23 protein-coding genes and 2 tRNA genes are annotated in these 25749 nt (G+C 70.8%); 14 read left to right on the top strand and 11 right to left on the bottom strand.

Annotated elements, in window-relative coordinates; translation table 11 throughout:
- The first annotated feature begins 122 nt into the window (after positions 1–122).
- A complete protein-coding gene (locus ITJ56_RS14140; protein WP_194631245.1) occupies positions 123–653 on the top strand; it encodes a hypothetical protein in 531 nt (176 codons plus the stop codon).
- 189 nt (positions 654–842) lie between these two features.
- Here the strand turns inward: ITJ56_RS14140 and ITJ56_RS14135 are convergent, their stop codons facing one another.
- Positions 843–2537: a ribonuclease J gene (locus ITJ56_RS14135; RefSeq protein ID WP_194631244.1), complete on the bottom strand. Its 1695-nt coding sequence runs from the start codon at positions 2535–2537 to the stop codon at positions 843–845.
- A gap of 207 nt (positions 2538–2744) precedes the next feature.
- Positions 2745–2817: transfer RNA gene (locus ITJ56_RS14130), tRNA-Val, on the bottom strand.
- Positions 2818–3047: 230 nt separating this feature from the next.
- Between ITJ56_RS14130 and ITJ56_RS14125 the strand changes: the two genes are divergently transcribed.
- On the top strand, positions 3048–3575 hold the full coding sequence (locus ITJ56_RS14125) for a hypothetical protein (RefSeq protein WP_194631243.1): 528 nt from the start codon (positions 3048–3050) through the stop codon (positions 3573–3575).
- Between the two features lie 100 nt (positions 3576–3675).
- On the top strand, positions 3676–4656 hold the full coding sequence (locus ITJ56_RS14120) for an aldo/keto reductase (RefSeq protein WP_194631242.1): 981 nt from the start codon (positions 3676–3678) through the stop codon (positions 4654–4656).
- Positions 4657–4754: 98 nt separating this feature from the next.
- Here the strand turns inward: ITJ56_RS14120 and ITJ56_RS14115 are convergent, their stop codons facing one another.
- Complete coding sequence (locus tag ITJ56_RS14115) at positions 4755–6329, bottom strand: CoF synthetase (protein WP_323749823.1); 1575 nt, start codon at positions 6327–6329, stop codon at positions 4755–4757.
- The gene (locus ITJ56_RS14110) at positions 6326–7363 is read right to left on the bottom strand and encodes a hypothetical protein (protein ID WP_194631241.1); all 1038 of its coding nucleotides are present in this window, start codon (positions 7361–7363) and stop codon (positions 6326–6328) included. Before ITJ56_RS14110 ends, ITJ56_RS14115 begins: the two co-directional genes overlap by 4 nt.
- A gap of 102 nt (positions 7364–7465) precedes the next feature.
- Here ITJ56_RS14110 and ITJ56_RS14105 point away from each other — a divergent pair, with 102 nt between their 5' ends.
- The 5 genes from ITJ56_RS14105 to ITJ56_RS14085 all read left to right on the top strand — a co-directional run bounded on the left by ITJ56_RS14105 (position 7466) and on the right by ITJ56_RS14085 (position 11977).
- Positions 7466–7843: a holo-ACP synthase gene (locus tag ITJ56_RS14105; protein ID WP_194631240.1), complete on the top strand. Its 378-nt coding sequence runs from the start codon at positions 7466–7468 to the stop codon at positions 7841–7843.
- Positions 7844–7957: 114 nt separating this feature from the next.
- Complete coding sequence (locus ITJ56_RS14100; RefSeq protein WP_194631239.1) at positions 7958–8245, top strand: acyl carrier protein; 288 nt, start codon at positions 7958–7960, stop codon at positions 8243–8245.
- Positions 8242–9417, top strand: coding sequence for an acyl-CoA dehydrogenase family protein (locus ITJ56_RS14095; RefSeq protein WP_323749822.1), 1176 nt, complete (start codon positions 8242–8244; stop codon positions 9415–9417). Before ITJ56_RS14100 ends, ITJ56_RS14095 begins: the two co-directional genes overlap by 4 nt.
- Positions 9414–10394: an amino acid--[acyl-carrier-protein] ligase gene (locus tag ITJ56_RS14090; protein ID WP_194631238.1), complete on the top strand. Its 981-nt coding sequence runs from the start codon at positions 9414–9416 to the stop codon at positions 10392–10394. The genes ITJ56_RS14095 and ITJ56_RS14090 overlap by 4 nt, the downstream gene beginning before the upstream one ends.
- Positions 10391–11977, top strand: a complete 1587-nt coding sequence (locus tag ITJ56_RS14085; RefSeq protein WP_194631237.1) for an alpha/beta fold hydrolase — start codon at positions 10391–10393, stop codon at positions 11975–11977. The genes ITJ56_RS14090 and ITJ56_RS14085 overlap by 4 nt, the downstream gene beginning before the upstream one ends.
- 173 nt (positions 11978–12150) lie before the next feature.
- Here the strand turns inward: ITJ56_RS14085 and ITJ56_RS14080 are convergent, their stop codons facing one another.
- Positions 12151–13077, bottom strand: coding sequence for an alpha/beta fold hydrolase (locus ITJ56_RS14080; RefSeq protein WP_194631236.1), 927 nt, complete (start codon positions 13075–13077; stop codon positions 12151–12153).
- Positions 13078–13127: 50 nt separating this feature from the next.
- Positions 13128–13616 carry a peroxiredoxin gene (locus ITJ56_RS14075; protein ID WP_194631235.1) on the bottom strand — a complete coding sequence of 163 codons (489 nt, stop codon included), beginning with the start codon at positions 13614–13616 and terminating at the stop codon, positions 13128–13130.
- Positions 13617–13858: 242 nt separating this feature from the next.
- Between ITJ56_RS14075 and aceE the strand changes: the two genes are divergently transcribed.
- From aceE to ITJ56_RS14045, 6 genes are all read left to right on the top strand, one after another.
- Complete coding sequence (gene aceE, locus ITJ56_RS14070; protein ID WP_194631234.1) at positions 13859–16603, top strand: pyruvate dehydrogenase (acetyl-transferring), homodimeric type; 2745 nt, start codon at positions 13859–13861, stop codon at positions 16601–16603.
- A gap of 7 nt (positions 16604–16610) precedes the next feature.
- Positions 16611–17837 carry a PucR family transcriptional regulator gene (locus ITJ56_RS14065; RefSeq protein ID WP_194631233.1) on the top strand — a complete coding sequence of 409 codons (1227 nt, stop codon included), beginning with the start codon at positions 16611–16613 and terminating at the stop codon, positions 17835–17837.
- Between the two features lie 78 nt (positions 17838–17915).
- On the top strand, positions 17916–18857 hold the full coding sequence (locus tag ITJ56_RS14060) for an ACP S-malonyltransferase (RefSeq protein WP_194631232.1): 942 nt from the start codon (positions 17916–17918) through the stop codon (positions 18855–18857).
- Positions 18854–19906: a beta-ketoacyl-ACP synthase III gene (locus ITJ56_RS14055; RefSeq protein ID WP_228517886.1), complete on the top strand. Its 1053-nt coding sequence runs from the start codon at positions 18854–18856 to the stop codon at positions 19904–19906. The genes ITJ56_RS14060 and ITJ56_RS14055 overlap by 4 nt, the downstream gene beginning before the upstream one ends.
- A 112-nt stretch (positions 19907–20018) precedes the next feature.
- Positions 20019–20267, top strand: coding sequence for an acyl carrier protein (locus tag ITJ56_RS14050; protein WP_194631231.1), 249 nt, complete (start codon positions 20019–20021; stop codon positions 20265–20267).
- 87 nt (positions 20268–20354) lie between these two features.
- Positions 20355–21599, top strand: a complete 1245-nt coding sequence (locus ITJ56_RS14045; protein ID WP_194631230.1) for a beta-ketoacyl-[acyl-carrier-protein] synthase family protein — start codon at positions 20355–20357, stop codon at positions 21597–21599.
- Positions 21600–21668: 69 nt separating this feature from the next.
- Here the strand turns inward: ITJ56_RS14045 and ITJ56_RS14040 are convergent, their stop codons facing one another.
- The 5 genes from ITJ56_RS14040 to ITJ56_RS14020 form a co-directional block, all read right to left on the bottom strand.
- On the bottom strand, positions 21669–22169 hold the full coding sequence (locus ITJ56_RS14040; RefSeq protein ID WP_323749821.1) for a DUF3145 domain-containing protein: 501 nt from the start codon (positions 22167–22169) through the stop codon (positions 21669–21671).
- 156 nt (positions 22170–22325) lie between these two features.
- Entirely contained in the window at positions 22326–23168 is an 843-nt protein-coding gene (locus tag ITJ56_RS19000) for a DUF1684 domain-containing protein (protein WP_194631229.1), read from the bottom strand.
- The gene (locus ITJ56_RS14030; RefSeq protein WP_323749820.1) at positions 23165–24295 is read right to left on the bottom strand and encodes an AI-2E family transporter; all 1131 of its coding nucleotides are present in this window, start codon (positions 24293–24295) and stop codon (positions 23165–23167) included. The genes ITJ56_RS19000 and ITJ56_RS14030 overlap by 4 nt, the downstream gene beginning before the upstream one ends.
- A gap of 1 nt (position 24296) precedes the next feature.
- Positions 24297–24371 (bottom strand) — tRNA-Ile (locus ITJ56_RS14025).
- A gap of 13 nt (positions 24372–24384) precedes the next feature.
- Complete coding sequence (locus ITJ56_RS14020; protein WP_194631228.1) at positions 24385–25596, bottom strand: glycosyltransferase; 1212 nt, start codon at positions 25594–25596, stop codon at positions 24385–24387.
- Positions 25597–25749 lie beyond the last annotated feature (153 nt).

Below are 25749 nucleotides of genomic sequence, written 5' to 3'. Positions count from 1 at the left end.
GCTGAGAGGAACTCCCGGAGGCGGCTCGCCCTCAGGGCCGCCCGCGGGCCTCCGACGCGGAGTCCACTCGTCTACGCTGGTGCTCCCATGAGGGGGACATGATGCACGTTCGACGATCCGTGATGATGGCTGCTCTGCTGAGCGCGACGGTGTTCGCTCCAGCGGGGTGCGCGTCGTTCCCTGCCGCTCCGAGCGCGGTGGGCGAGGACTATCCCAGCACCGGCATCCCGACGTCGGTGGCGTGGCCGTCGGACTGGCTCGAGAGCCTGGCCGGCGAATCGGACGCTGTGGGCGGCACGGTCGTGGGGCTCCGCCTCGAGAACGTGGCGGAGCGTTGGGTCTGGCGGGTGAGGAGTACGGACCCTGGCAGGAAGGACCTGCTCGGAGAGTCCGACGCGGACTCGACCAGCGCCGTTGAGGCGCTCATCGATGCGACTGATCTGGCTCTCGTGCAGAAGCACGACGTCACGTTGACCAGTGCTGAGGCCGACGTGACGAAGCTGAGCTACTACGACGCTGTCCAGCAGTCCGGTGAGGGGTATCCCGGTCCGCGACTGGTCGAACTGAAACGTGTCGTCGAGGAGCGCCAGGCAGCGTGGCGGGTCACCACCTACGACACGGGCGACGGAGACCTGTCGTCGCGGACGCTGTAGACGGACGGACGGGCCCCGGCCTGTCCTCGCTGCTGCGTCAGTCCTCGTCCTGCTCGACGGACCGTGCGGCTCGGCGGACCGTGCGGCTCGGCGGACCGTGCGGCTCCGCGGACCGTCCGGCTCGGACGATCCGCCAGATGGAGAAGGAGACCGGTAGCCCATCCGCTACCGGTCGCCCGCTCGACGCTGTCAGTCGGCGTCGACGACCACGGCGGTGATGACCGGTGTGCGGCGGTGACGGCGCAGGAACCACCGCTCGAGCCCCTCGGCGATGGCGCGTTCCGCGCCGGCACCGTCGAGGTGTCCGCGGCCGGCGGCTTCGGCGATCGCCTTCGACGCGACCTGTTCGGCGTGCTGCATCCAGCCGGCTTCCTCGACGAAGCCCTTCGGCAGGAACTCGACCGGGTCGACGAGCTTCTGGGCGGGCTCGTCGAAGATGCCGAGGACGGTGATGTGGCCCTCCTCGGCCAGGGCGAGACGGTCCTTCAGGGCGGACTCGGTCGCGACGCCGATGGTGGTGCCGTCCACGAACACGTACGGGGCGGGGATGCGACCGACGATGCGTGCCCTGCCGCGGTCGAGGTCGACGACCACGCCGTCCTCGATCACGAGGACCCGGTCCTCAGGCACCCCGGTCCGTACTGCGAGCTCGGCGTTGGCGACGAGGTGGCGCCACTCGCCGTGCACCGGCAGGACGTTCTTCGGCTTCACGAGGTTGTAGCAGTAGACCAGCTCCCCGGCACTGGCATGCCCGGAGACGTGCACCTTCGCGTTGCCCTTGTGGACGACGGTGGCGCCCCAGCGGATGAGCCCGTTGATGACGCCGTAGATGGCGTTCTCGTTGCCCGGGATCAGGGAACTCGCCAGGAGGATGGTGTCGCCCTCGCCGACCTTGATGATGTGCTCGCGCCGAGCCATGCGGGACAGCGCGGCCATCGGCTCACCCTGCGAGCCGGTGCAGATGAGGACGCTCTTGTGGTCGGGGAGCTTGCCGAGCTGCTTGAGGTCGACGACGAGGCCGTCCGGGATGTGCAGGTAACCGAGGTCTGCGGCGATCCCCATGTTGCGGACCATCGACCTGCCGACGAAGGCGACCTTCCGGCCGTGGCGCTGGGCGGCGTCGAGGACCTGCTGGATGCGGTGGACGTGGCTGGCGAAGCTGGACACCACGATGCGCTTCGGTGCTTCACGGAACACCCGGTCGATCGCCGGGGCGATGTCTTGCTCCGCCGTGGTGAACCCGGGAACCTCGGCATTGGTGGAGTCGACGAGGAACAGGTCCACGCCCTCGTCGCCGAGCCGAGCGAACCCGTTGAGGTCGGTCAGGCGGTGGTCGAGCGGGAACTGGTCCATCTTGAAGTCACCGGTGTGCAGCACGGTGCCGGCGCTGGTGCGGATGGCGACGGCGAGGCCATCCGGGATGGAGTGGTTGACCGCGACGAACTCGAGGTCGAACGGCCCGGCGTCGAGCCGGTCGCCCGCGGCGACCTGGCGGGTCACCGGGGTGATGCCGTGTTCCTGGAGCTTCGCAGTGATGAACGCGAGCGTCAGCTTCGACCCGATCACGGGGATGTCCGGGCGCTCCTTCAGGAGGTACGGAACACCTCCGATGTGGTCCTCGTGACCGTGGGTGAGGACGATGCCGTCGACTTGGTCGAGGCGGTCCCGGACAGCAGTGAAGTCCGGGAGGATGACGTCGATGCCCGGCTGGCTCTCCTCGGGGAACAGCACACCGCAGTCCACGATGAGCAGCTTCCCACGGTGCTCGAACAGGGTCATGTTCCGCCCGACGTCGCCGAGCCCGCCGAGCGGTGTGACGCGCAGGGCGCCGCGCTTGAGGGCCGCGGGCTTCTTGATGTCGAGCGCGTGCTGAAGAGCTGGCATAACGGCTGGTTGCCTTTCATTGGTCTGGCTCTGCCGTGCACAGCGAGACGATTCGGTTGTCGGCGGCTCCCGGCGTTCGCGTCGCTGGTAGCAGCAAGCGAGGGTACCGTCTGGCCGTGTCCCGAGGGCTCCCTCGGCGGCTGCTCCTTCCGCACCCTCTGGAAGCGGCGTTGAGCGTTGACCACCGGCAGTCCACCGGCGGCACCGTGGGCCCTGCCGGGATCGAACCGACGACATCCACGGTGTAAACGTGGCGCTCTACCAGCTGAGCTAAAGGCCCTCACGACGATTCTACGGTGCACGCGGACGGGGGTCGCGTCAGCGATCGTGCCTGACGTGCCACGCCGACGGCCGAGCCCGGGTACTCGCTCACAGTGAGACGACGTTCTCGGCTCGACCGACGCCTCCCGGCTCCGTCGTCGCCGCGATCGTCGACCGCGACGGCCCGTGCGCGTCGCGCACCGCTCCGCAGCGGGTCAGGCCGTGGTCGACGCAGGTACCCTCTCCCTCGTGAACGGTGTCGGTGTCCTCGACGAAGCCGGGCGGCTCCGTCTGCTCGGCGCCGCCGTGACGGGTGCGGCCTTCGCCGTGGTGCTCGCCATGCTGGTCCTGTCGTCGTGGACCGAGGCGACGACGAGGGCCCTGGTCACGGTCGGCATCCCGGCTGCGGCAGCGGGTGCGGCGGTCGCCGTCGTCCTGCAGCGGCGCTCGTGGCGAGGGGAAGGCGGCTACGAGCGCTCGATCGCCGTCCGCGAGTGGATCGCCGACGGCAAGGTGCCCGCCGGTGTGCCGGCCGACCAGTGGATCCCGCTCGTGCAGGCGCAGGCCGACCGCGAGGGTGCGGGCTGGGGCAAGGTCGTGCTCGGCGTCCTGTGGATCGCGATGACGTGGTCGATGCACGAGGAGCACGGCGCCCTGATCACGACGATGCTGATCCTGCTCTGGAGCGCGATGGCGCTCTGGGCGGCCGTCTGGGTCATCCCCCGCGCCCGCGCCGCCCGCGCGCTCCTCCGCCGCGGGGTCGCGCCACAGGGTTGACGCACCCGCGCCCGCACCCGCAGCCGCAGCCGCAGCCGCAGCCGCAGCCTGGGCCATCAGGCTGAAGCACCCGTCGCACACCGTGACTACGCTCGGCCACATGCAGAGTCGCACCCTCGGCCGTACCGGCCGCTCCGTCTCCCCCATCGGTCTCGGCACCTGGCAGTTCGGCGGTGACTGGGGCCCTGTCAGCGAAGCCGAAGCGAACGCCGTCATGGACGCCTCCGTCGAGTCCGGCGTCACCCTGTTCGACACCGCCGACGTCTACGGCGACGGCCGGAGCGAGCAACTCATCGGAGCGTGGCGGACCGCGAACCCTGACGTCCCGCTGACGATCACGACGAAGATGGGTCGCCGGGCCGATCAGGTGCCCGAGAACTACGTGGGTGCGAACTTCCGTGACTGGGTGGACCGCTCGCGTCGCAACCTCGGTCAGGACATGCTCGACCTGGTGCAGCTGCACTGCCCGCCGACCCCGGTCTACGAGGACGGTGCCGTCTACGACGCCCTCGACGCGCTGGTCGCCGACGGTTCGATCGCCGCCTACGGCGTCAGCGTCGAGAACGCGGATCAGGCGCTCACCGCGATCGCCCGGCCCGGTGTCGCATCCGTCCAGATCATCCTCAACGCCTTCCGTCTCAAGCCGCTCGACCGCGTGCTGCCGGCCGCCCTGGAGGCAGGGGTCGGCATCCTCGCGCGCGTCCCGTTGGCCTCGGGGCTGCTCTCCGGCAAGTACACGACCGACACGTCGTTCGCCGAGGGCGACCACCGCAACTACAACCGCCACGGTGAGGCCTTCGACCAGGGCGAGACCTTCAGCGGCGTGGACTACGACGACGGGGTGCGCGCGGCGCAGACCTTCGCGGCGTCCCTGCCGGACGCCGTCTCGGTGCCGCAGGCGGCGCTCGCGTGGATCATCGCGCAGGAGGGCGTGACCGCGGCGATCCCGGGTGCACGCAACCCCGAGCAGGCTCGGTCGAACGCCGCTGCCGGCGACCTGCCGCCGATCGAGGGCCTCGACGCCACCGTGCACGACCTGTACGACACGTGGTTCCGCGCGAGCGTGCACGACCGCTGGTGAGGGTCAGGGTCGCCGTGGTCACGGCGGCGACCCTCCTGTTGCTGTCGGGGTGCTCGGTGCCGGGCGGGAGGGGGGACCAAGCGGTCCGTTGACCCGCGTCACGCCTCCTTCGCAGCGATCCACGACAGGTCGAGGTCCCACTGCGCGACCGACCCGGCGGGCAACTGCCACACGTACTCGTTCTTCAGCTTCTTGCCGTCCTCGCGGAACGGCCCCGTCCGGTACGGGTAGAACGCCACCGTCGGCAGCGTGCCGGGCGGTGCCGTCCGGATCGCGTTCGAGAAGTCCTTGTTCAAGCGGCGGAGCTCGGCGATGACGGCCCCGCGCGCGGCGTCCGCGTCGTAGTCGGCAGCGCCCGAGGCGAGCTGGAACGCGATGTGCAGCTGGCGGTCACCGCGGTCGTCCTCGTAGCTGATCAGGCGGTGGTTCTCGACCGCCTCGAGCAGCTCGGGGTCCCCGTACACGACGTCCCGCACCACGTCCGGCGCAACGACGGCCCCGTTGTAGTCGACGGACAGGTCGGACCGGCCGTAGTGGAACAGCAGGGGCAGGTCGAGTTCGGCTTCGTCCGCCAACGCCGCGTGCCCGGTCGCCCGCAGCACGGACCGCAGCTCCTTCATCCGCACCACGTGTCCGCGGTCGTGGATGTTGTACCGGATGCGCGGGCTGATGTTCTCGGACCGGGCGATCGTCACGACGAGTTCCCCCAGGTCGTTCGTCTCGATCAGGTACCCGAACGGGTTGAACTGGAACACCATCGGCAGCACGCCGTACTCGGCCTGCTTCGTCAGCGCCGTGGACAACTCGGGCGAGGCCGCGATGGCCCGGCGCAGCTGCACGCTGAACGGCGTCTCGATGCCGAGGTTGATCTCGAGGTCGCTCGCGCCGTACGACCCGAGCACCGCCTGCGCGTACTGCTCGATGTGGGCGCGCATGTTCTCGCTGATGCCCTCGCCACCGAACGCGGCGACGATCGTGTACTCGCTCCAGTCGAGCCGGTCGTCCTCGAACAGCGCCTTCAGGAACGGCGGGTAGCTGCAGATGATGTACGTGAATCCGGTGCCGAACTCGCGCATCGTCTGGACGATCTTGTCGCGATCGGGGCCGATCGACTTGATCATCGACGACTCGGTGAGCGACGCCGTGACGTTCATGCCGGTGGCCCAGGCGCCGAGCGAGAACGCGTTCAGCACGAACGGCTGCTTCGACAGGTCCTTCGCGGTGCGCGAGAACCCGAGCTGCAGCAGCTGCCGGGTGGCCTGCCGCTCGTCCGGTCCGCGCACCCAGCTGGTCGGCGTGCCGCTCGACCCGCTCGACTCGTCGACGACGACGCCGCGCCGTGGCAGCCGGCCGTCGACGCACCGCTCGGGGATGCTCCAGCGCTTGACGTACGAGTCCTTGTCCATCTCGGGCAGCCCGGCGATCGCCGCGGCGATCCCGCCACGCGTGTCCAGTCGGGAGGCGCGCCCCGCCTCCGCCAGGAACGCGCGGTACGCGGGCACCCGCTTCGCCGCCCGTTCCGCGGTCCGCCAGGCACGCCAGCGCCCGAGGGTCCAGCGGAGCGGCTCGATGCCGGGTGTGAGCAGGAGCTTGTGCGTGCCGACGCGGGGCATGAACAGTGCGACGAAGGTCTCGACGACCCACACCACCGAGAACACCGCGGCGCGCTTCACCGCGCACCCCCGACGGTCATGGCTGCGGCCGGCCGACGGTGTGCCAGGGGCGGCGGATCGCTGTGACCGAAGCGGAACAGCATCCACGCCATCCGGCCGTCGGACTCGTCGACCCCCGCCCGCTCCACGAACGCGGCGTGTGACCGCGGGTTCGTGATGACGGTGCCGAACGGGTGCACGGCGACGCCCCTGGACGAGAACTCGAGCCAGATCCGCATGAACACGCGACCGGCCTCGACGTACTCGGCCGGCGTGCCGAACGGTCCCTCGAGCCAGCCGAGCTGCCGCACGCCCCGCATGGTCGACAGGTACACCTTCCGGAACACGGCACCGACCCCGGGTGCCTCCCACAGCCCGCGGTGCTCCATCGCGAACCGGAGCACCGGGCCGGGCATCAGCATCGTCTCGGCGGAGAGCCCGTCGCCGCTCGCAGCGGCCTGGCGCTTCGAGAAGCGCAACCAGTGCAGGATCTCCTCGTGCACGGCGTCGTGCTGCAGGTCGTCGAACAGGGTCTCCTGGTTGACGCGCACGATCTCGTCGACGGTCGCCCGGTCGTCGGTGGTACGGAATCGCTGGCCCGCCGCCGCGGCGATGGCGGCCACGGCCTCGATCGCCGACGCGTCCACCAGGGTGGCGTCGTAGGGCCGGCGGGACGTGCGCCGCGCGAGGAAGCCGGCCAGGGCCTCCCGGTCGTCGGCGGTGACCGCGTGCGGACGCAACTCGACCGTGCCCAGCCGGTGCAGGTGGTCGTCGGCCGCGCCGTCCAGACGACCGAAGTCCATCTCGGCGTGGTCGAGCCGCTCGACTACGGTGAAGCCGTGCGCACGCGCCACGACCTCGAGCCCCGCCAGGAAGACCCCGGCGCACACGTGCCCGAACGGGATGCCGAACGACTCGGCCGGCAACCCCCTCTGCAGGTCGTAGAACACGGTCGCGATGCGGTCGTCCTCGACCCGCACGACGATCGGTTGCGAGTTGTGCGGCGACGGGTAGTGCCGCGCGTCCTCGATGATGCCCGTCCACGGTGATGCCATCGTTCCCCCTCGGTGGTCCCTGGCGACGATCATACGAACCCCGCCCGACGCCCATGCCGTCCGGGGCATGCGCTGTGGAGAACCGCTGCGTACCCTGCACCCATGACGAGCATCCGCACCGGCACCGACCTGGCCGCCGTCGAGGACGTCATCGACGGCATCACGGCGCACGGTGAGCGGTACCTCGACCGTGTCTTCACCACTCGCGAGCGGACCGACACCGGCGACGACCCGGAGCGCCTCGCCGCACGTTTCGCGGGCAAGGAGGCGGTGGTGAAGCTGCTCCGACCGGCACCCGAGCAGGCGGTCCCCCTGCGCGACGTGGCCATCGTGCTCGACGCGAGCGGCGCGCCGACGGTGGAGCTGTCCGGGTCCGCCGCAGCGCTGGCCGAGTCGATCGGGTGCGGCCCGATCGCCGTCTCCCTGGCCCACGAACGCGGGCTTGCGCTGGCCACGGCGGTGGCGGTGTCCGAGCGCTGACGGGGCCGACGCGCCGCATTCCTGTACATCGGCTCAGAGCTGTGCGGGCGGCGTGCGGTTTCACGCATCCGCACGGCGGTTTCCCGAGGCCCGGTCCTCCTTATGGTTGCCGTCATGGAACAGGACCCGAACCCCTCCAGCACCACCGCGACGATCACCGACCCGGCCACCGACCGGGCCGTCCGCCGCGCCCTCGCCGACCACGGCCGACTGACCGCGGACGCGTGGGACGTCGCCTCGATCGCCGACCTGTACGCCCTCGGGCTGACCTCGCACGCCACGGTGAACGTGATGCTGGCGGTCGAGTCCGAACTCGACGTCGAGTTCCCGGACTCCGTGCTCAACCGCGCGACCTTCGCCACCGTCGAGTCCATCATCGCTGCGGCGGAGCTCGCCTCGTGACCCTGACCCTCCCCCCGCCGTCGGTGGTCGACCGCTTCGCCGAGCGTGCCGCCGCCGTGGCCGAGGTCGCCGCGCGGTTCGCCGAGGAGGTCGACCGCGACGCCCGCCCGCCGCGCGAGGCCATCGCCGCGATGCGCGAGTACGGCCTGCTCGCGGCGGCGGTCCCGCTCGAGCTCGACGGCGAGGGTGCGACGGTCTCCGAGCTCTCCGCGATCGCGACCGAGCTCGGTCGCGCGTGCGCCTCGACCGGCATGGTGTTCGCGATGCACCAGGGCCAGGTCATGGCGCTGTGGCGGCACGGCGGTGACGGTGCCGGCGTGCAGCAGACGATCGCGGCCGTCCGGTCCGGCGCGCTCGTCGCCTCGGCGACGACGGAGCGCGGGGTCGGCGGCGACGCCCGCCGTTCCACATGTGCGATCGAAGCCACCGACGGCGGTTGGATCCGCCTGCGCAAGGACGCGCCGGTGATCTCGTACGCGACCGAGGCCGACGCGGTGTTCGTGACCGCGCGCCGCGACCCCGACGCACCCGCGTCGGACCAACGCCTCGTGATCTGCCGGACCGACACGATGATCCTGTCGCAGACCTCGACGTGGGACACGATGGGGCTCCGCGGCACGTGCAGCAACGGCTGGGTCCTCGACACCGAGACCACGACCGACCGGGTGTTCCACGACGACTACGCCACCATCTCGGCACAGACGGTCCTGCCCGTGTCGCACGTGCTGTGGGCGTCGGTCTGGCTCGGCATCGCGGTGTCCGCGACCGAGCGGGCCCGCAGTGCGGTGCGGAAGCAGGCGCGTGCGGCCATCGGCACCACACCGCCGGGAGCGCTCCGGCTCGCCGAGGTCCTGGTCGAGCTGCAGGCCCTCGCCGACTCGGTGCGCCACGCGGCCGAACGGTTCGACGCTGCTGCCGACGACCCGGACGTCCTCACCTCGAGTGCCTACGCCCTCGCCGCCAACGCCCTCAAGATCGGTGCGTCCGAGCGCGTCACCGACATCGTCACCAAGGCGCTGCGCATCGTCGGGATAGCGGGCTACGCGGCCTCGGGCCCGATGAGCATCGCCCGACACCTCCGAGACGCCCACGGTGCCGCCGTCATGGTGAGCAACGACCGTCTCCTCAAGAACGACGCCGACCTCGCACTCATGACGGGAGTGATCCTGTGACCACCACGGGCACCACCAGCACCACCACGGGCACCACCAGCACCACCAGCACCAGCACCAGCACCGACCTCGACGCCGCCCGCGCCGCGCTCCGCGCCCGCCTGCTCGCCGGCGGCGTGCTCCTCGACCTCGGCACCCCCGGGCTCTACGGCCGCACGGGTGTGTTCGAGCGGGTGTACACGGCGGTCGACGCCGCGGCCGTCCGCAGCCAGGCCGGCCTCGGTGCCGAGGTCCTCCGGTTCCCGCCCGTCGAACCGCTCGCGGCCTTCGAGCGCACCGACTACATCGCGTCCTTCCCGGACCTCGCCGCGTCGATCTCCGGCTTCACCGGCGACGATCGCACCCACCGCGCCCTGCTCGCCGCCCGTGAGCGCGGGGAGCGCTGGGAGACATTCCTCGAACCGGCCGACCTCATGCTCACCCCGGCGGTCTGCCACCCGGTCTACGGTCTGGTCGGCGACACGGTGCCGCAGCAGGGCCGGTTCTTCGACATCCTCGGCGACTCCTTCCGCCGCGAGCCCTCGCTCGACCCGATGCGCCTGCAGGCCTTCCACATGCACGAGTTCGTGCACATCGGCACGCCGGCGTCGGCCGCGGCCCACCGCGACGGCAGCATCCCGGTGGTGCGTGCCCTGCTCGAGTCGTTCGGGCTCGAGATCGACGTCGTCCCCGCGAACGACCCGTTCTTCGGCCGCGTCGGGCAGATGCTCGCCCGCAACCAGGTCGAGCAGGCCCTCAAGTTCGAGTTCGTCACCCCGGTGTACGGCCCCGACCACGACGCCACCGCGATCAGCTCCGCCAACCTGCACGAGGACCACTTCGGCGCGTCGTTCGGCATCCGCACCGCCGACGGCGAGGTTGCGCACAGCGCCTGCTTCGCCTTCGGCCTCGAGCGCATCACCATCGCCCTGTTCGCCGCCCACGGCACGGACGTCGACGCCTGGCCGGCGTCGGCCCGTGCGGCCCTGGCACTGTGACCACGCTGCACGGCTGGTCCGGCACACCGGCCCTCCGCGCCGCCGTCCAGCTGCCGGCAACCGCCCGTGCCGGCGTCGTCATCTGCCCGCCGCTCGGCCAGGAGGGCGTCATCGCGTACCGGACGCTCCGCCTGCTGGCCGACCGTCTGGAGGCCCGTGGCATCGCCTCCGTGCGCTACGACCCGTCGGGACGTGGTGACGGCGCACCCGACACCAGCCCCGACGCGCAGGTCCGGTCGGCGCGCCATGCCGCCGCCGTGCTCCGTACGACCGGGGTGCAGCAGGTCGCCTTCGTCGGGCTCGCCTCGGCCGCGCTCGTCGCGGCGAACGCGGCCTCGGACACCGACGGTGTCGTCGTCTGGGACGCTCCGGCGTCCGGCAAGGGGTGGCTCCGCCGACAGCGCGCCCTCGCGACCATCACGATCGGTGCGGACCGTGTGGTCGACGGCGTCGAGAGCCTGATCGGGTTCGACGTCGACCCCGACGAGGCCGCCGCGCTCTCGGCCCTCGCCTTCGCACCGCGCTCCGCGCCCACGGTCGCACTCGTCCGGCCGGGGGCGAACCCGCCGAAGGGCCTGGGCAGCGTGGCCGTCACCGAGGTGACCGGCAGCGCCGAGCTCCTCGACGGCACGAGCGTCCACGCCCGCATCCCCGGCACCGCCATCGACACCGTCGTGGCCTGGCTCGACACGTGGGCACCAGAGACGGTGGTCCCCGTCACCGCTCCCATCCTCGACGAGGTCCTCGACGTCGACGGCCGCGTCTCCGAGCGGATCGTGCGGCTCGGTGAACAGGGACTGTTCGGGATCGAGACGGTCTCGTCCGCCCAGCACCACGACGCCCCCGTCGTCGTGCTGCACAGCGGCGGCGCCGAGCACCGGGTGGGCGCCACTGACTACCAGGTCGAGCTCGCGCGGGCCCTCGCCCGCGACGGCGCCCGCGTCGTGCGGGTCGACCGTCGCGCCACCGGCGAGAGCACGGGCGTGCACGAGGACGAGCGGAGCTTCCTGTTCGCGCAGGAGTGGGTGGAGGACCAGTCCGCCGTCGTCACCGCGCTCGCCACGCCCTCGGACCGGCTCGTGCTCGTCGGCATGTGCGCCGGCGCCTGGCTCGCGGGCCGCGCCGTCGAGGAGGCCCCGCGCCTGGTCGTCGAGATCAGTCCGAACGACTACCGCCGTGTCCCCGCCGAACCCGGCTCGTACGCCGACGGGGTCCGCGCGATCGACGCGCCCTCGGAAACCCGGATGTGGGTGCGCGAGCGGTACAACCGGTTCGTGCCGAAGGCCGTCCGCGACCGGATCGCCCGCCGTGACCGGATGGGCGGGGTCGTCGGCCACGTCCGTCCGCTCGTGGAGCACGGCACCGACGTCGTCGTGATCGTCGCCCCGGAGGACGCCGCCCTGTTCGACCGGCTCGGTGGGCAGAAGGCGGTCCGGCGCTACCCCGGTGACGACCGTCGCGGGTCGGTGTCCGTCGTCCGCGTCGAGGACGGTGACCACGCGCTGTTCTCCCCCGCGATGCGCGAGGCCGTCGTCGCCGAGGTGCGCTCCCGCGTCGCCGCGACGTTCCCCGTGCACACCTGAGTCGGCACGGACGCCGGGCAGTCCGTGCGGGTGCATGCTCCGACGAACCACGTGTCGAACAACTGGTGGTCGGTCGCCACATGCACACGCATCCGGTGCGTGTGCATGTTCCGACGATCCACGTGTCGAACAACTCGTGTGGTGTCGCCGCATGCACACGGATCCACGTCGGGTCAGACGAGGGCGAGTGTCCTGGCGACCGCGTCGGGACGCTCGACGTGCGCGAAGTGCCCGCAGTGGTCGAGCAACACCGTCCGGACCTGCGGCACGATCTCCCGCAGGGCCTCCAGGTCCGAGACCCGCGCGAACACGTCGTCCCGCCCGGCGATGGCGGTGACCGGACAGGACACCGAACGCCAGCGCTGGAGGTCGTACCCGCCCGCCGCCCGCGCCGCGTCGGTGAAGCGGGTCGGCCGGAGCTCCTCGACGAAGGCCTCGAGCACGCTCGCGTGCAGGCGTCGCACGTGCGTGAACACCGGCGCCGCGACGAGCGGCAACAGGCCGATCCGCGCGATCCCCCGGAGCAGCGGACGAGCGGCGCCACCGGTCGCCGTGAGGCCCGCGCGCAGCAGGGTGAACGCCGGCAGGGTGCCGAGCGCCCGCACCGGGTGCCGAGCCGCATGGGCCGTCGCGACCGTGGTGCCGGACACCAGGGCGAGCGACCGCACTCGCTCGGGTGCCACCACCGCCAGGTGCAGCCCGACGAACGCGCCCATCGAGTGCCCGACGACGTCGACCGCGCCGAGGCCCAGCGCACCGAGGACGGCCGACACGGCACTGGTGACGGCGTCGAGCCCGAGCGGACCGTCCGGAGCCGGCGACGATCCCCAGCCGGGCAGGTCGACGAGCACCAGCCCGCGGTCGCCGATCCCGTCCGCGGCGTGCAGCAGCGGTGTCCACGTCGACCAGGAGCCGGCGACGCCGTGCAGCAGCAGGAGCGGGTCCGGGCCGGCGCGGTGGTGCACGACGACGGGTCCGGTCGGGGCCTCCACGAGCGTGCGGTTCAGCCCCCAGGCGCCGGGCGTGACGCGCACCGGGTACGGAGCGTACGCATCAGCGGCGACCCCGTGACCACGTGGGTCGGTGTCGATGGCGTGCACCGGGCCTCCTGACCTTCGGCGCGGACGCGCCTCAGGAGGGGTTCGGAACGCTAGCCGACGGGGACGGGTGCCGAGCAGGCGGCGAGGCGGTCGAGTGCCGCCTTGTACTCGGCGACGTCGCGCTGCAGGCCGGGCTCCGTGATGATCGAGGCCTTGATGCGGCCCTGCACGTCGATGACGAAGGTCGCGCGGGTGGCGAAGCCCTTCTGCTCGAGGAACACGCCGTACTCCTTCGAGACGGCACCGTGCGGCCAGAAGTCGGCGAGGAGCTCGAAGTCGTAGCCGTTCGTCTCGGCGAACGACCGGAGCGTCGCCTTCGAGTCCACGGAGATGCCGATCAGCTCGATGCGCTGGTCCTGGAACATCCCCATGTTGTCCTGCAGGGCGCAGAGCTCGTTCGTGCAGTTCGACGAGAACGCGAGCGGGAAGAAGACGAGTGCGACCGGACGGTTGCCGCGGAAGTCGCTGAGTCGGACGTGCTCACCGAACTGGTTCGGGAGCTCGAAGTCCGGCGCGAGGGAGCCGATCTCCAGTGCCATCGGTACGTGTGCTTCTTCCTCGGGCGTTGGGTGTGCCCGTCGGGTCAGTGCGCACGCGGGTCACGTGTGCACGATCGGCCATGCTACGCCGACGACACGCGAATGCAACCACCCGTCCACCTCCACGACACCATCAGCATCACCGTCGGTGCTGGGGCCTAGAGTGGACGGGGCCCCAGCCGGTCGCGACCCGACCACCGGAGCCACCATGTCCACCACCACGAGAACGAACGAGGTCAAGGGTGACGGTGAACGACCAGGACCCGTACAGCACCGGGGCGAACGACCAGGATCCGCAGGAGACCGCCGAATGGCGTGAGTCCCTCGACGGGCTGGTCCAGACCCACGGACACCAGCGCGGTCGCGAGATCATGCTGAGCCTGCTCAAGCGGTCCAAGGAACTGCACCTCGGTGTGCCGATGGTCCCGACGACGGACTACGTGAACACCATCGCGCCGGAGAACGAACCGGAGTTCCCCGGCGACGAAGAGCTGGAGCGCCGCTACCGCCGGTGGATCCGCTGGAACGCGGCCATCACGGTGCACCGCGCCCAGCGCCCCGGCATCGCGGTCGGCGGGCACATCTCGACGTACGCGTCGAGCGCCGCGATGTACGAGGTCGGCTACAACCACTTCTTCCGCGCGCAGGACCACCCGTCCGGCGGCGACCAGGTCTTCTTCCAGGGCCACGCCTCCCCCGGCATGTACGCCCGCGCGTACATGGAAGGACGCCTGTCCGAGGACCAGCTCGACGGCTTCCGCCAAGAGAAGTCGCACGCCGGCGGCGGTCTGTCGTCGTACCCGCACCCGCGCCTCATGCCGCACTTCTGGCAGTTCCCCACCGTCTCGATGGGCATCGGCCCCATCAACGCGATCTACCAGGCGCAGCAGGCGAAGTACCTCTCCAACCGCGGCATCAAGGACGCCATGGACCAGCAGGTCTGGGCGTTCCTCGGTGACGGCGAGATGGACGAGGTCGAGTCCCGCGGCCAGCTCCAGGTCGCCGCGAACGACGGTCTCGACAACCTGAACTTCGTCATCAACTGCAACCTGCAGCGACTCGACGGTCCGGTCCGTGGCAACGGCAAGATCATCCAGGAGCTCGAGGCGTTCTTCCGCGGTGCCGGCTGGAACGTCATCAAGGTCGTCTGGGGCCGCGAGTGGGACGACCTGCTCGCCCGCGACACCGACGGCGCGCTCCTCAACCTGATGAACCAGACGCCGGACGGCGACTACCAGACGTACAAGGCCGAGAACGGCGCGTACGTCCGCGAGAACTTCTTCGGGCGCGACCCGAAGGCGCTCGAGCTGGTCAAGGACTACACCGACGACCAGATCTGGAACCTCAAGCGCGGTGGTCACGACTACCGCAAGGTCTACGCCGCGTTCAAGGCCGCGACCGAGCACAAGGGCCAGCCGACCGTCATCCTCGCGAAGACGGTCAAGGGCTACGGCCTCGGCCCGAGCTTCGAGGGGCGCAACGCGACGCACCAGATGAAGAAGCTCACGCTCGACAACCTCAAGCAGTTCCGCGACGAGATGCGCATCCCGATCTCCGATGCGCAGCTGGAGGAGAACCCCTACACGCCGCCGTACTACCACCCGGGCAACGACGACGAGGCGATCCAGTACATGCACGAGCGTCGTCGCGCGCTCGGCGGCTACGTGCCGGAGCGTCGTACGAAGTACACGCAGTTCACGCTGCCGGACGACTCGAAGTACCAGGTCGTGAAGAAGGGCTCCGGCAAGCAGGAGGTCGCCACGACCATGGCCTTCGCCCGCCTGCTGAAGGACCTGCTCCGCTCCCCGGACTTCGGCAACCGCGTGGTCCCGATCATCCCGGACGAGGCACGCACGTTCGGCATGGACGCCTACTTCCCGTCGGCGAAGATCTACAACCCGAACGGCCAGCACTACACGTCGGTCGACCGCGAGCTCCTCCTGGCCTACAAGGAGAGCCCGCAGGGTCAGATCATCCACGTCGGCATCAACGAGGCGGGCGCCCTCGCGGCGTTCACGGCTGTCGGCACCTCGTACTCGACGCAGGGCGAGCCGCTGATCCCGGTCTACGTCTTCTACTCGATGTTCGGGTTCCAGCGCACCGGCGACGCCATCTGGGCCGCCGGTGACCAGATGACCCGTGGCTTCATGATCGGTGCCACGGCCGGCCGCACGACGCTGACGGGCGAGGGCCTGCAGCACGCGGACGGCCACTCGCCGCTCCTCGCCACCACGAACCCAGCCGTCGTCTCGTACGACCCGGCGTACGGCTACGAGATCGGCCACATCGTCAAGGCCGGCCTCGACCGCATGTACGGTACGAACGAAGACGGCTCGCCGAAGCACGCCGACCCGAACGTCATGTACTACCTCACGGTGTACAACGAGCCGCTGGTGCAGCCGGCCGAGCCCGAGGGCGTCGACGTCGAGGGCATCCTCAAGGGCATGTACCTGCTCAAGTCGAGCGAGCACGACGGCTCGAAGGCCCAGCTGCTCGCGTCCGGTGTCGCCGTGCCGTGGATCCTCGAGGCGCAGCAGCTCCTCGCCGAGGACTGGGGCGTGTCGGCCGACGTCTGGAGCGTCACGAGCTGGGGCGAGCTCTACCGCGACGGTGTGGCCGCCGAGCAGCAGGCGTTCCTCAACCCGAACGAGCCGGCCCGCACGCCGTTCGTCACCGAGCGTCTGCTCGGCACCGAGGGCCCGGTCGTCGCCGTGAGCGACTTCATGCACCTGGTGCAGGAGCAGATCCGTCCGTTCGTGCCGACCGACTACGCCACGCTCGGCGCTGATGGTTTCGGCTTCTCGGACACCCGTCCGGCCGCCCGCCGCTTCTTCCACATCGACGGCCCCTCGGTCGTCGTGCGGACGCTGCAGCAGCTCGCCCGCCAGGGCAAGGTCGACGGCGCGCTCGTCCAGCAGGCGATCGACAAGTACCGTCTGCACGACGTGACCGCCGGCACCACCGGCAGCGCGGGCGGCGAGAGCTGATCAACCCGTGACGACGGTCCGCCCGGACCACGAGAGCCAGGAGAGCGCGCGTGAGCGTGCGCTCTCCTGGCTCCGTCAGGTGTCCGGAGAACTCTCCACCGCGACGATCAAGCGGCTCGAGGACACCCTCCCGTGGTACAGCGAGATGCCACCGGGGCGTCGCTCCGCCGTGGGCCTCGTCGCCCAGGCCGGCATCACCTCGTTCATCAGCTGGCTCGAGGGCACCGCGTCGACGCCGTGGATCGCCGCGGCCGACGTCTTCGGGTCCGCCCCGCGTGAACTCCTGCGCTCGGTGAGTCTGCAGCAGACCCTGCAGCTCATCCGCGTCGTGGTCACCGTGGTCGAGGAACGCGCCGCCGACGACGAGATGCTGCAGGAGGCGATCCTCAAGTACTCGCGGGACATCGCCTTCGCCGCCGCCGACGTCTACGCCCGCGCGGCCGAGGCCCGCGGGCTGTGGGACGCGCGACTCGAAGCGCTCGTGGTCGACTCGATCCTGTCGGGCGAGTACGACGACGAGCTGCCGTCGCGCATCGCGGCCCTCGGGTGGCACGGGCACGGCGAGGTCGCGGTGCTCGTCGGCACCGCCCCGAAGCAGCTCGAGGTCGACCAGGTCCGGCGCACCGCCCGGCACATGGACGCCGACGTGCTCGTCGGCGTGCAGGGGTCGCGGCTCGTCGTCGTGATCGGTCGGGCCACCCCGCGCGACGACGTCCCCGAGGGCGAGGAGCCCGTCTCCTTCACGGCCATCGCGCAGGCGCTCGAACCGCTGTTCGGCGACGGCCACCTGGTGCTCGGCAACGAGGTCCCCGGGGTCGTCGACGCGTCGACCAGCGCGAAGGCGGCCCTCGCCGGGTTCGCCGTCGCGCGTGCCTGGCGCGGAGTCCCGCGCCCGGCACTGGCCGACGACCTGTTGCCCGAGCGTGCACTGGCCGGCGACCCGCTCGCTCGCTCGGCCCTGGTGCAGCGCATCTACATCCCGCTCAAGGACCAGTCCACCGAGCTCCTGCAGACGCTGTGGTGCTACCTGGACACCGGCCGCTCGCTCGAGGCCACGGCGCGAGAGCTCTTCGTGCACCCGAACACCGTGCGCTACCGGCTGCGTCGGGTCGCCGACATCATCGGGTGGGACGCGACCCACGCCCGTGACGCCCTGATCGTGCAGTCGGCACTCATCCTCGGTGCGATGTCCGAATCGGCCACCAGTCGCCGTCGGATCACGCCCCGCCGGTAGACAACCAACAATGTCCCGCGGGGATTCGTGTGGGAACCCCACACGGGCCCCGCGGGGTGGGAACGCAAGGATTGTCCGGTGATCGTCGTCGTCGCGCCCGGACAGGGCTCCCAGACCCCCGGTTTCCTCGCCCCCTGGCTCGAGGACGCCACTGTTCGTGAGCGCGTGGGGCAGTGGTCCGAGTCCATCGGCGTCGACATCGCCGAGCACGGCACGAACTCCGACGCGGACACCATCAAGGACACGGCGCTCGCGCAGCCCCTGATCGTCGCCGCCGGGCTCGTCACCGCCGACGCCCTGCTGGCCGAGGGCCGTCGCGCGCTTGTCGGCGGTGTCGCCGGGCACTCGGTGGGCGAGTTCACCGCCGCCGCGGTCGCCGGGATCCTCGAGCCGACCGCCGCCGTCTCCCTGGTCGCCGAGCGCGGCCGGGCCATGGCGGACGCCGCGGCACTCGAACCGACGTCGATGGCAGCCGTCCTCGGTGGCGACGCCGACGCGGTCGCCGCAGCCCTCGCCGAGCACGGTCTCGTGCCCGCGAACCACAACGGCGGCGGCCAGACCGTCGTCGCCGGTGCTGCCGACGCCATCGCGGCCCTCGCCGCCGACCCGCCCGCCAAGGCCCGCGTCATCGCGCTCGCCGTGGCCGGTGCGTTCCACACCCGGTACATGGCCCCCGCCGTCGAGCGTGTCACCCCGGTGGCGGCCGCCGCCACGGTGCAGGACCCGACGCTGCCGATCTGGACGAACGCGGACGGTTCCCGGGTCGACGACGGCCGCCGCTTCGTCGACCTGATGGTGCAGCAGATCGCGAGCCCCGTGCACTGGGACGCGGTCATGAAGTCCTTCTCCACCGCCGGCGTGACCGGCATCATCGAGCTCGCACCCGCCGGTGCCCTCGTCGGCCTGGCGAAGCGCGGACTCCGCGGCACGCCGACCGTCGCCATCAAGACCCCCGACGACCTGCCTGCAGCGATCGACCTGCTGCAGCGCGCGGGCCAGGAAGCAGACGCAAGCGCATGACCGACCCGACCACCCCGGCGGACGCCCCCACGGGCCTCCAGGCCGGAACGGTGCGCCCGCTGCTGCAGCAGCGCCGCGGCCACGAGTTCACCCGCATCCTGGCGTTCGGCGCCGCGCGCGGCGAGCACGTCGTGCCGAACGACGACCTCGTCGGCCCGATCGACTCGTCCGACGAGTGGATCCGGCAGCGTACCGGGATCATCACCCGGAAGCGCGCCGGCAAGGACGTCGAGGCCGTCGACCTGGCCGAAGCCGCCGCGCGCGAGGCGATCGAGAAGGCCGGCATCGAGCCGTCGCAGATCGGCGTCGTCCTGGTCAGCACGGTGACGCACACGGTCGCGACCCCGTCCATGGCGTCCCTGCTCGCCGAGCGGATCGGTGCCACCCCCGCCGCCGCCTACGACATCAGCGCCGCCTGCGCCGGGTACGCCTACGGCATCGCCCAGGCCGACTCGTTCATCAAGTCCGGCCTGGCCGACCACGTGCTCGTCATCGGTGCCGAGAAGCTCAGCGACGTCGTGGACCCGACCGACCGCTCCATCTCGTTCCTGCTCGGGGACGGTGCCGGCGCGGCCGTCGTCGGTCCGAGCGACTTCCCCGGCATCGCCCCGACCGTCTGGGGTTCCGACGGCTCGAAGTGGGACGCCATCGGCATGACCGCGACCTACAACGAGTGGGAAGCCGGTGCACCCCGACCGACCATGCGCCAGGCGGGCCAGACGGTCTTCCGCTGGGCCGTGTGGGAGATGGTCAAGGTCGCGCGCCAGGCGCTCGAGACCGCCGGCGTCGCTCCGTCCGACCTGGCGGCCTTCGTGCCGCACCAGGCGAACATCCGCATCATCGACGAGTTCGCCAAGCAGCTCGGCTTGCCCGAGACCGTGATGATCGCCCGCGACATCACCACCACCGGCAACACCTCCGCTGCGAGCATCCCGCTCGCCTCGCACCGCCTGCTCGAGGAACACCCGGACCTGTCGGGCGGACTCGCCCTGCAGATCGGGTTCGGCGCCGGACTCGTGTTCGGCGCCCAGGTGGTCGTCCTCCCCTAACCCACCCCGGCCGCACCCCGGTGCGACCACCCCGACGAGTCTCCGCGCACCCGGACCCCGCGTGCCCTAGGCTGGTCAACGGTCAAACGACACCCCCTCAAGGAGAACACTCATGGCCCTGTCCAACGAAGAAGTCCTCGCCGGCCTGGCCGAGCTGATCAACGACGAGACCGGTATCGCCACCGACACCGTCGCCGCCGACAAGTCCTTCACGGACGACCTCGACATCGACTCCATCTCGATGATGACCATCGTGGTCAACGCCGAGGAGAAGTTCGACGTGAAGATCCCGGACGAAGAGGTCAAGAACCTCAAGACCGTGGGCAACGCGGTCGACTACATCGTCAAGGCCCAGTCCTGACACGAGCTTCCTGAGCGCCGTGGCCGGCGGACCCCTGCCGGCCACGGCGCTCATCTTGTTCACCCCAACGAAAGAACACGTCGTTCCATGACCAAGAAGACCGTCGTCGTCACCGGGATCGGTGCGATCTCACCCCTTGCCGCGACCGCCCGGGACACCTGGGACGCGCTGCTCGCCGGCAAGTCCGGCATCACCCGCATCGAGGACCCGCGCTACGCCGAGCTCGAGCTCCCCGTGGAGTTCGCCGGTCAGGCGCGCCGGTTCCTCACCGACCAGCTCACCCGGCCGGAGTCGAAGCGTCTCGATCCGTCGTCGCAGCTGTCACTCGTCGCGGCACGCGAAGCCTGGGCCGACGCCGGCATCGACGACGAGTCCGTCGTTCCCGAGCGGCTGATCGTCGACTGGGCCACGGGGATCGGCGGCGTGAACACCCTGCTCGACGCGTGGGACACCCTGCGTGAGAAGGGCCCGCGTCGTGTCCTGCCGATGACGGTCCCGATGCTCATGGCGAACGGCCCGGCCGCCGCCATCGAGATGGAGTTCGGCGCCCGCGGTGGCGCCCGCACCTACCTCTCCGCCTGCGCCTCGTCGACCGAGTCCCTGGCCGAGGCGTACCGGCACATCGCCGACGGCGACGCCGACATCGTGATCACCGGCGGCGCCGAAGCGGCCCTGCACCCGCTGCCGCTCGCCGCGTTCGCGGCCATGCAGGCGCTGTCCCGCCGCAACGACTCCCCCGAGACGGCTTCGCGGCCGTACGACGTCACCCGCGACGGCTTCGTACTCGGCGACGGCGCCGCGGCGCTGATCCTCGAGTCGAAGGAGCACGCCGAGGCCCGCGGCGCGACGATCTACGCCGAGGTCGCCGGTGCCGGCATCACCTCGGACGCCTTCCACATCACCGCGCCGGACCCCGAGGGCAGCGCAGCCGCCCGCGCCGTGGTCACGGCGCTCGAGCACGCCGGTGCCAGCCGAGAAGACGTCGTGCACGTCAACGCGCACGCCACCTCGACCCCGGTCGGCGACGTCGCCGAGTACCACGCGATGCGTCGGGTCTTCGGCGACCACCTGGACGACATCGTGGTGTCGGCGACCAAGGCGTCGACGGGCCACCTGCTCGGTGGTGCCGGTGCGATCGAGGCAGTGTTCACCGTCCTCGCGCTGCACGACCGGGTCGCCCCGCCCACGATCAACCTGCACGACCAGGACCCGGAGATCGTCATGGACGTGGCCCGCGAGCCGCGTGCGCTGCCCGAGGGCGACCTGCTCGCTGTCAGCAACTCGTTCGGCTTCGGCGGCCACAACGCCGTGGTCGCGTTCCGCAGCGTCTGACCGGCAGCACACCCGTTCTGGAGGCCCGTCCCGCGTCGTCGGGGCGGGCTTCCGTCGTTCCGTGCCGGGTCAGCCGACGCGGTGCAGCCAGACGACGGGGTTGCCCTCGGCGGCGTGGCGGAACGGCTCGAGCTCATCGTCCCAGGCCTGGCCCAGAGCGAGGCGCAGCTCGCGGTGGAGTTCGAGGGCGTTGCTGCCGGCGACCTCCATGGCGTAGCGCACCCGGTCCTCCGGGATGACCATGTTGCCGGTGACGTCGGTCTGTGCGTAGAAGACACCCAGGTCCGGCGTGTGCATCCAGCGGCCGCCGTCGGACTCACTCGTGGGCTCCTCGGTCACCTCGTACCGAAGGTGCTCCCACCCGCGCAGGGCAGAGGCGATCGAGGCACCGGCACCGATCGCACCGGTCCACGTGTACTCGGTGCGGCGCGCCCCGTCCTGCGCCGGCTGGTCCAGCCACGAGAAGTTCACGGCGCGGTCGATTGCACGACCTGCTGCCCATTCGACGTGCGGGCAGAGCGCGCGTGGTGAGGAGTGCACGTAGAGCACCCCTGTCGTCGTTCCGTTCACGGTTCCTCCGATACGTCAGGTGCGACTTCCCCATCGACCTGGTGCGGAGGATCCAGGCCCCTCAGGGCACGGAACCATCGATATGCGATTGTGATGTCCTTGCGGACACGCCCATTATGCAGCGTCCTGGCTGGGAACGGCAAGGACCGGTCCGGATCAGTGCAGGACGGCGCCGCTCGCGTCGACCGGGTGCCGCTCCCCCGCCGTGATCCGCACGGACACGCGGTTGTCCTCGGGCGGGATCGGGCAGGCGTACTGGTAGGAGAACGCGCACGGCGGCAGCACGAGCAGGTTCCAGTCGAGTTCGACCGTGGCCTCGGCACCCGGGTCGTCGAGGTACAGGAACCGACCCATCGAGTAGGTGCTGCCGGGGTCGACCTCGGGCAGGGCACTCGTCGCGTCCTGCACGATGAGCTGCAGCCGCGCGGCCCCGCGGTGGGCAGCCGACCGGACGGCGACGAACCGCCCCGTGGCCCCACCCACGACGGTCTCGACGTGTCCGGCGACCGGCACGGCGTCGCCGGCGGCGTCACGGACGCCGCCCCGGGCCTCCAGGGCATCGCCCACCAGCGGGACGTACGTGCCGGACGTCACCCAGTCGTCCGACCACGCGAAGCGGGCGATCTGCGCGAACCGGGCGATCGCCTCGGAGGACGGGTCCCAGACGCACAGGGTGTCGCCGCTGACGGTGCCGGCGAAACCGTCCGGCAGCGCAACGGATGACGGGACGACGGCCGTGTCCCCGGCCACCAGGACCGTGCCGTCGACCGGGACGCCGTCGACGACGACGCCGTCGGCTGCCTCGGCCGTCACGGTGAGTCCGCCGACGGCCGGGGCCCACGAGCCGGGGACCGGCCAGACCGGCTGCGGGTGGTCGACGTGCTGGGCGTTCACCAGGGCGAGCGGTCCACGAGCGCTGCGCGCCCAGCGGTCACGGTCGTGGACGTGCTCGACGAAGGCGGCGGCTACGTCGTCGGCCGCGCCGGCACCGCTGCTCACGCCTGCTCCTGCCGCGGGTAGATGACCTTCTGCACGATGATGATCACCGACGCCGCCACCGGCAGTGCGACGAGTGCACCGAGCACACCGCCGATGGTGCCTCCCGCGACCGCCGCGATGACGACGAGCGCACCCGGTACCTGCACGGCACGCGACATGATGCGCGGCGAGATCAGGTACGCCTCCACCTGCATGTACACCAGGTAGTAGATGGCGGCGGCGAGAGCGGTCGCCGGGGACGCGAAGAAGCAGAGCAGCGAGATCACGATCGCCGCGGCCAACGTGCCGACGAGCGGGATGAGCGACCCGAGGAACGCGAACGACGCCAGCAACACGGGCAGCGGCGCGCCGATGATGAGCAGGAAGACCAGGCTCAGGATGCCGTTGATGAGCGCCTGCGACACCTGCCCGACGACGTACCGACCGACCGCCTGCGTGATCTGTTCACTGACGTCGACGAAGTTCTCGCGGCGCGACGCCGGCACGAACCGGTAGGCCGCGCGCTTCATGCTCCGCATCGACGCGAGGAAGTAGAGCATCAGGATGATGACGATGAGCGCCCCGGTCACCCCGGACAGGATGCCGCTGCCGACCGCCAGGATCCCGCCACCGACGCTGAGCAGGTTGCCGGGCTTCTCGACGAAGGACTGCAGCGATTGCAGCGCGTGGTCGATGTCGAACGAGCCGGCGAACTGTTTCGACAGGTCCTGCACCCACTGCTGCCGCGAGATGTCCTGCACGATCTCGGGGAAGTTCTGGATCAGGTTCGACGCCTGTTCGACCAGGATCGGTACCACCGCGAACACGATGCCGGCGAAGGCACCGAGGACCACGACGACGACGATCGTGATCGCGGACCACCGCGGGATGATCCGCTCGAGGAACGACACGAGCGGGTCGATGCCGAGCGCCAGGAACAGCGCGACCCCGATGTAGACGAGGACGGTGCTCAGCTGGTGCACGATCGAGCCGGCGAGCAGGGCGACGAGCACCCCGATCGCACCCATGAAGCCGAGGCGGAAGGCGTTGACCTGCACGCCCGTGCCGCCGCGCGTCACCTCGAAGGTGACGTTCGGGGTCGGTGCGTGGTCGTCCTGCGGGGTCTCGCGCTTCCTTGGCAAATGCACGTAGGGCGGGCGGGACTCGAACCCGCGAATCGTTCGGTTATGAGCCGACTGCCTTGACCAGCTTGGCTACCGCCCCTCGCCGGAGGCCGTCAGACCACCGGCTCCCCACGATACAGCGACTCGAACGTCGACAGCGTGCGGTTGATGTCGTGCGCCTCGATCATGGCCAGACTACGTTCCCGCATGGCCACGTACTCCGGCTCCGGGGCAGTGAGTACCGTCGTGAGCTTCGCCGCCAGGTCCTCCACGTCACCGGGGGCGAACAGGTACCCGTTGCCGTCGATCAGGTGCGGGAGGGCCATCGAATCCGCGGCGACGACGGGCAGCCCGGACGCCATGCCCTCGAGCGACGAGATGCTCTGCAGCTCGGCCGTTGACGGCATCGCGAACACGGTGGCGTTCGTCAGCGCCTCCTGCTTGCGCTCGTCCGAGACGAAGCCGAGGAACCGGACGCGGTCCTCGAGTCCGAGCTCCTTCGCCAGCGCGGTGAGCTTCGGGATCATCTCGCCGTCGCCCACGACCGTCAGGGTCGCGGAGAGCTCGGCGGGGAGCAGGGCCAGCGCGCGCACGAGCACGTCGAGGTTCTTCTCCGGGGCCACGCGACCGACGAAGACGATGTCGTTGTTCACCGGACGTCCCTCGCGGGCGACGTACCGGGACGCATCGATGCCGCAGGAGATCGCCAGGACCTGCTGCCCCGCGATGGCCTCACGCAGGTAGTCGGCTGCCAGGTTCGTCGGCGTCGTGATCGTGTCGGCCAGCCGGTAGGTCTTGGCGGCGTCGCTCCACGCGATCTTCAGCGCGATGGGCAGCGTCCACTTGCCGAACGGGGTGTACTCCAGCAGGTTCTCCGGCATGAAGTGGTTGGTGGCGATGACGCGGATGGCGCGGTCGTTCGCCTCGTGCACGATGCCGCGACCGATGACCACGTGCGACTGGATGTGCAGGACATCGGGCTTGACGGCGTCCAGGATCGGGCCGGTCCACTTCCGGACGCTCCACGGCCAGACAAAACGCAGCCACGGGTGCAGCGGCCACTTGTACGACTTCAGGCGGTGCACGACGAGCGTGACGCCGTGGTGCACCTCGTCGAACGTGCCGTAGTGACGGCTCGATGCCGGGGCGACGACGTGGACCTCGTGCCCGCGTTCGGCGAGCCCGACGGCCAGCTGTTCGGCGAAGGTGGCGGCGCCGTTGACGTCCGGCGCGAAGGTGTCCGCTGCGATCAGCACGCGCAGCGGTCGGTGACCGCCCGTCGCACCCGTCGATCCGGCGGTGGCGGTGGTGGCGTCTCCTGACACGGCGAAGGTCGTCCTCTCGTGGGCGATTGCTGGTCGGCAGTGACGCTATCGCACCAGGATCGACGGTCGCGTCAGCCGCGCGGATGAGGGCGGCGACGGCCAGACGCGCAGCAGCGCGCACCGTCGGGCAGCCCCAGCCGCGACGCTCGGCGG

The organism is Curtobacterium sp. VKM Ac-1376 (genome assembly GCF_015351025.1).
GTDB lineage: Bacteria > Actinomycetota > Actinomycetes > Actinomycetales > Microbacteriaceae > Curtobacterium.
The sequence above is the reverse complement of the archived record's forward strand: the minus strand, read 5'-3'. Positions and strand labels throughout refer to the sequence as shown.

Coding starts and splice junctions, on each gene's coding strand:
- ITJ56_RS14140 (WP_194631245.1), top strand. CDS start 123: ATGATGGCTGCTCTGCTGAGCGCGACGGTGTTCGCTCCAGCGGGGTGC.
- ITJ56_RS14135 (WP_194631244.1), bottom strand. CDS start 2,537: ATGCCAGCTCTTCAGCACGCGCTCGACATCAAGAAGCCCGCGGCCCTC.
- ITJ56_RS14120 (WP_194631242.1), top strand. CDS start 3,676: ATGCAGAGTCGCACCCTCGGCCGTACCGGCCGCTCCGTCTCCCCCATC.
- ITJ56_RS14110 (WP_194631241.1), bottom strand. CDS start 7,363: ATGGCATCACCGTGGACGGGCATCATCGAGGACGCGCGGCACTACCCG.
- ITJ56_RS14105 (WP_194631240.1), top strand. CDS start 7,466: ATGACGAGCATCCGCACCGGCACCGACCTGGCCGCCGTCGAGGACGTC.
- ITJ56_RS14100 (WP_194631239.1), top strand. CDS start 7,958: ATGGAACAGGACCCGAACCCCTCCAGCACCACCGCGACGATCACCGAC.
- ITJ56_RS14075 (WP_194631235.1), bottom strand. CDS start 13,616: ATGGCACTGGAGATCGGCTCCCTCGCGCCGGACTTCGAGCTCCCGAAC.
- ITJ56_RS14055 (WP_228517886.1), top strand. CDS start 18,854: ATGACCGACCCGACCACCCCGGCGGACGCCCCCACGGGCCTCCAGGCC.
- ITJ56_RS14050 (WP_194631231.1), top strand. CDS start 20,019: ATGGCCCTGTCCAACGAAGAAGTCCTCGCCGGCCTGGCCGAGCTGATC.
- ITJ56_RS14045 (WP_194631230.1), top strand. CDS start 20,355: ATGACCAAGAAGACCGTCGTCGTCACCGGGATCGGTGCGATCTCACCC.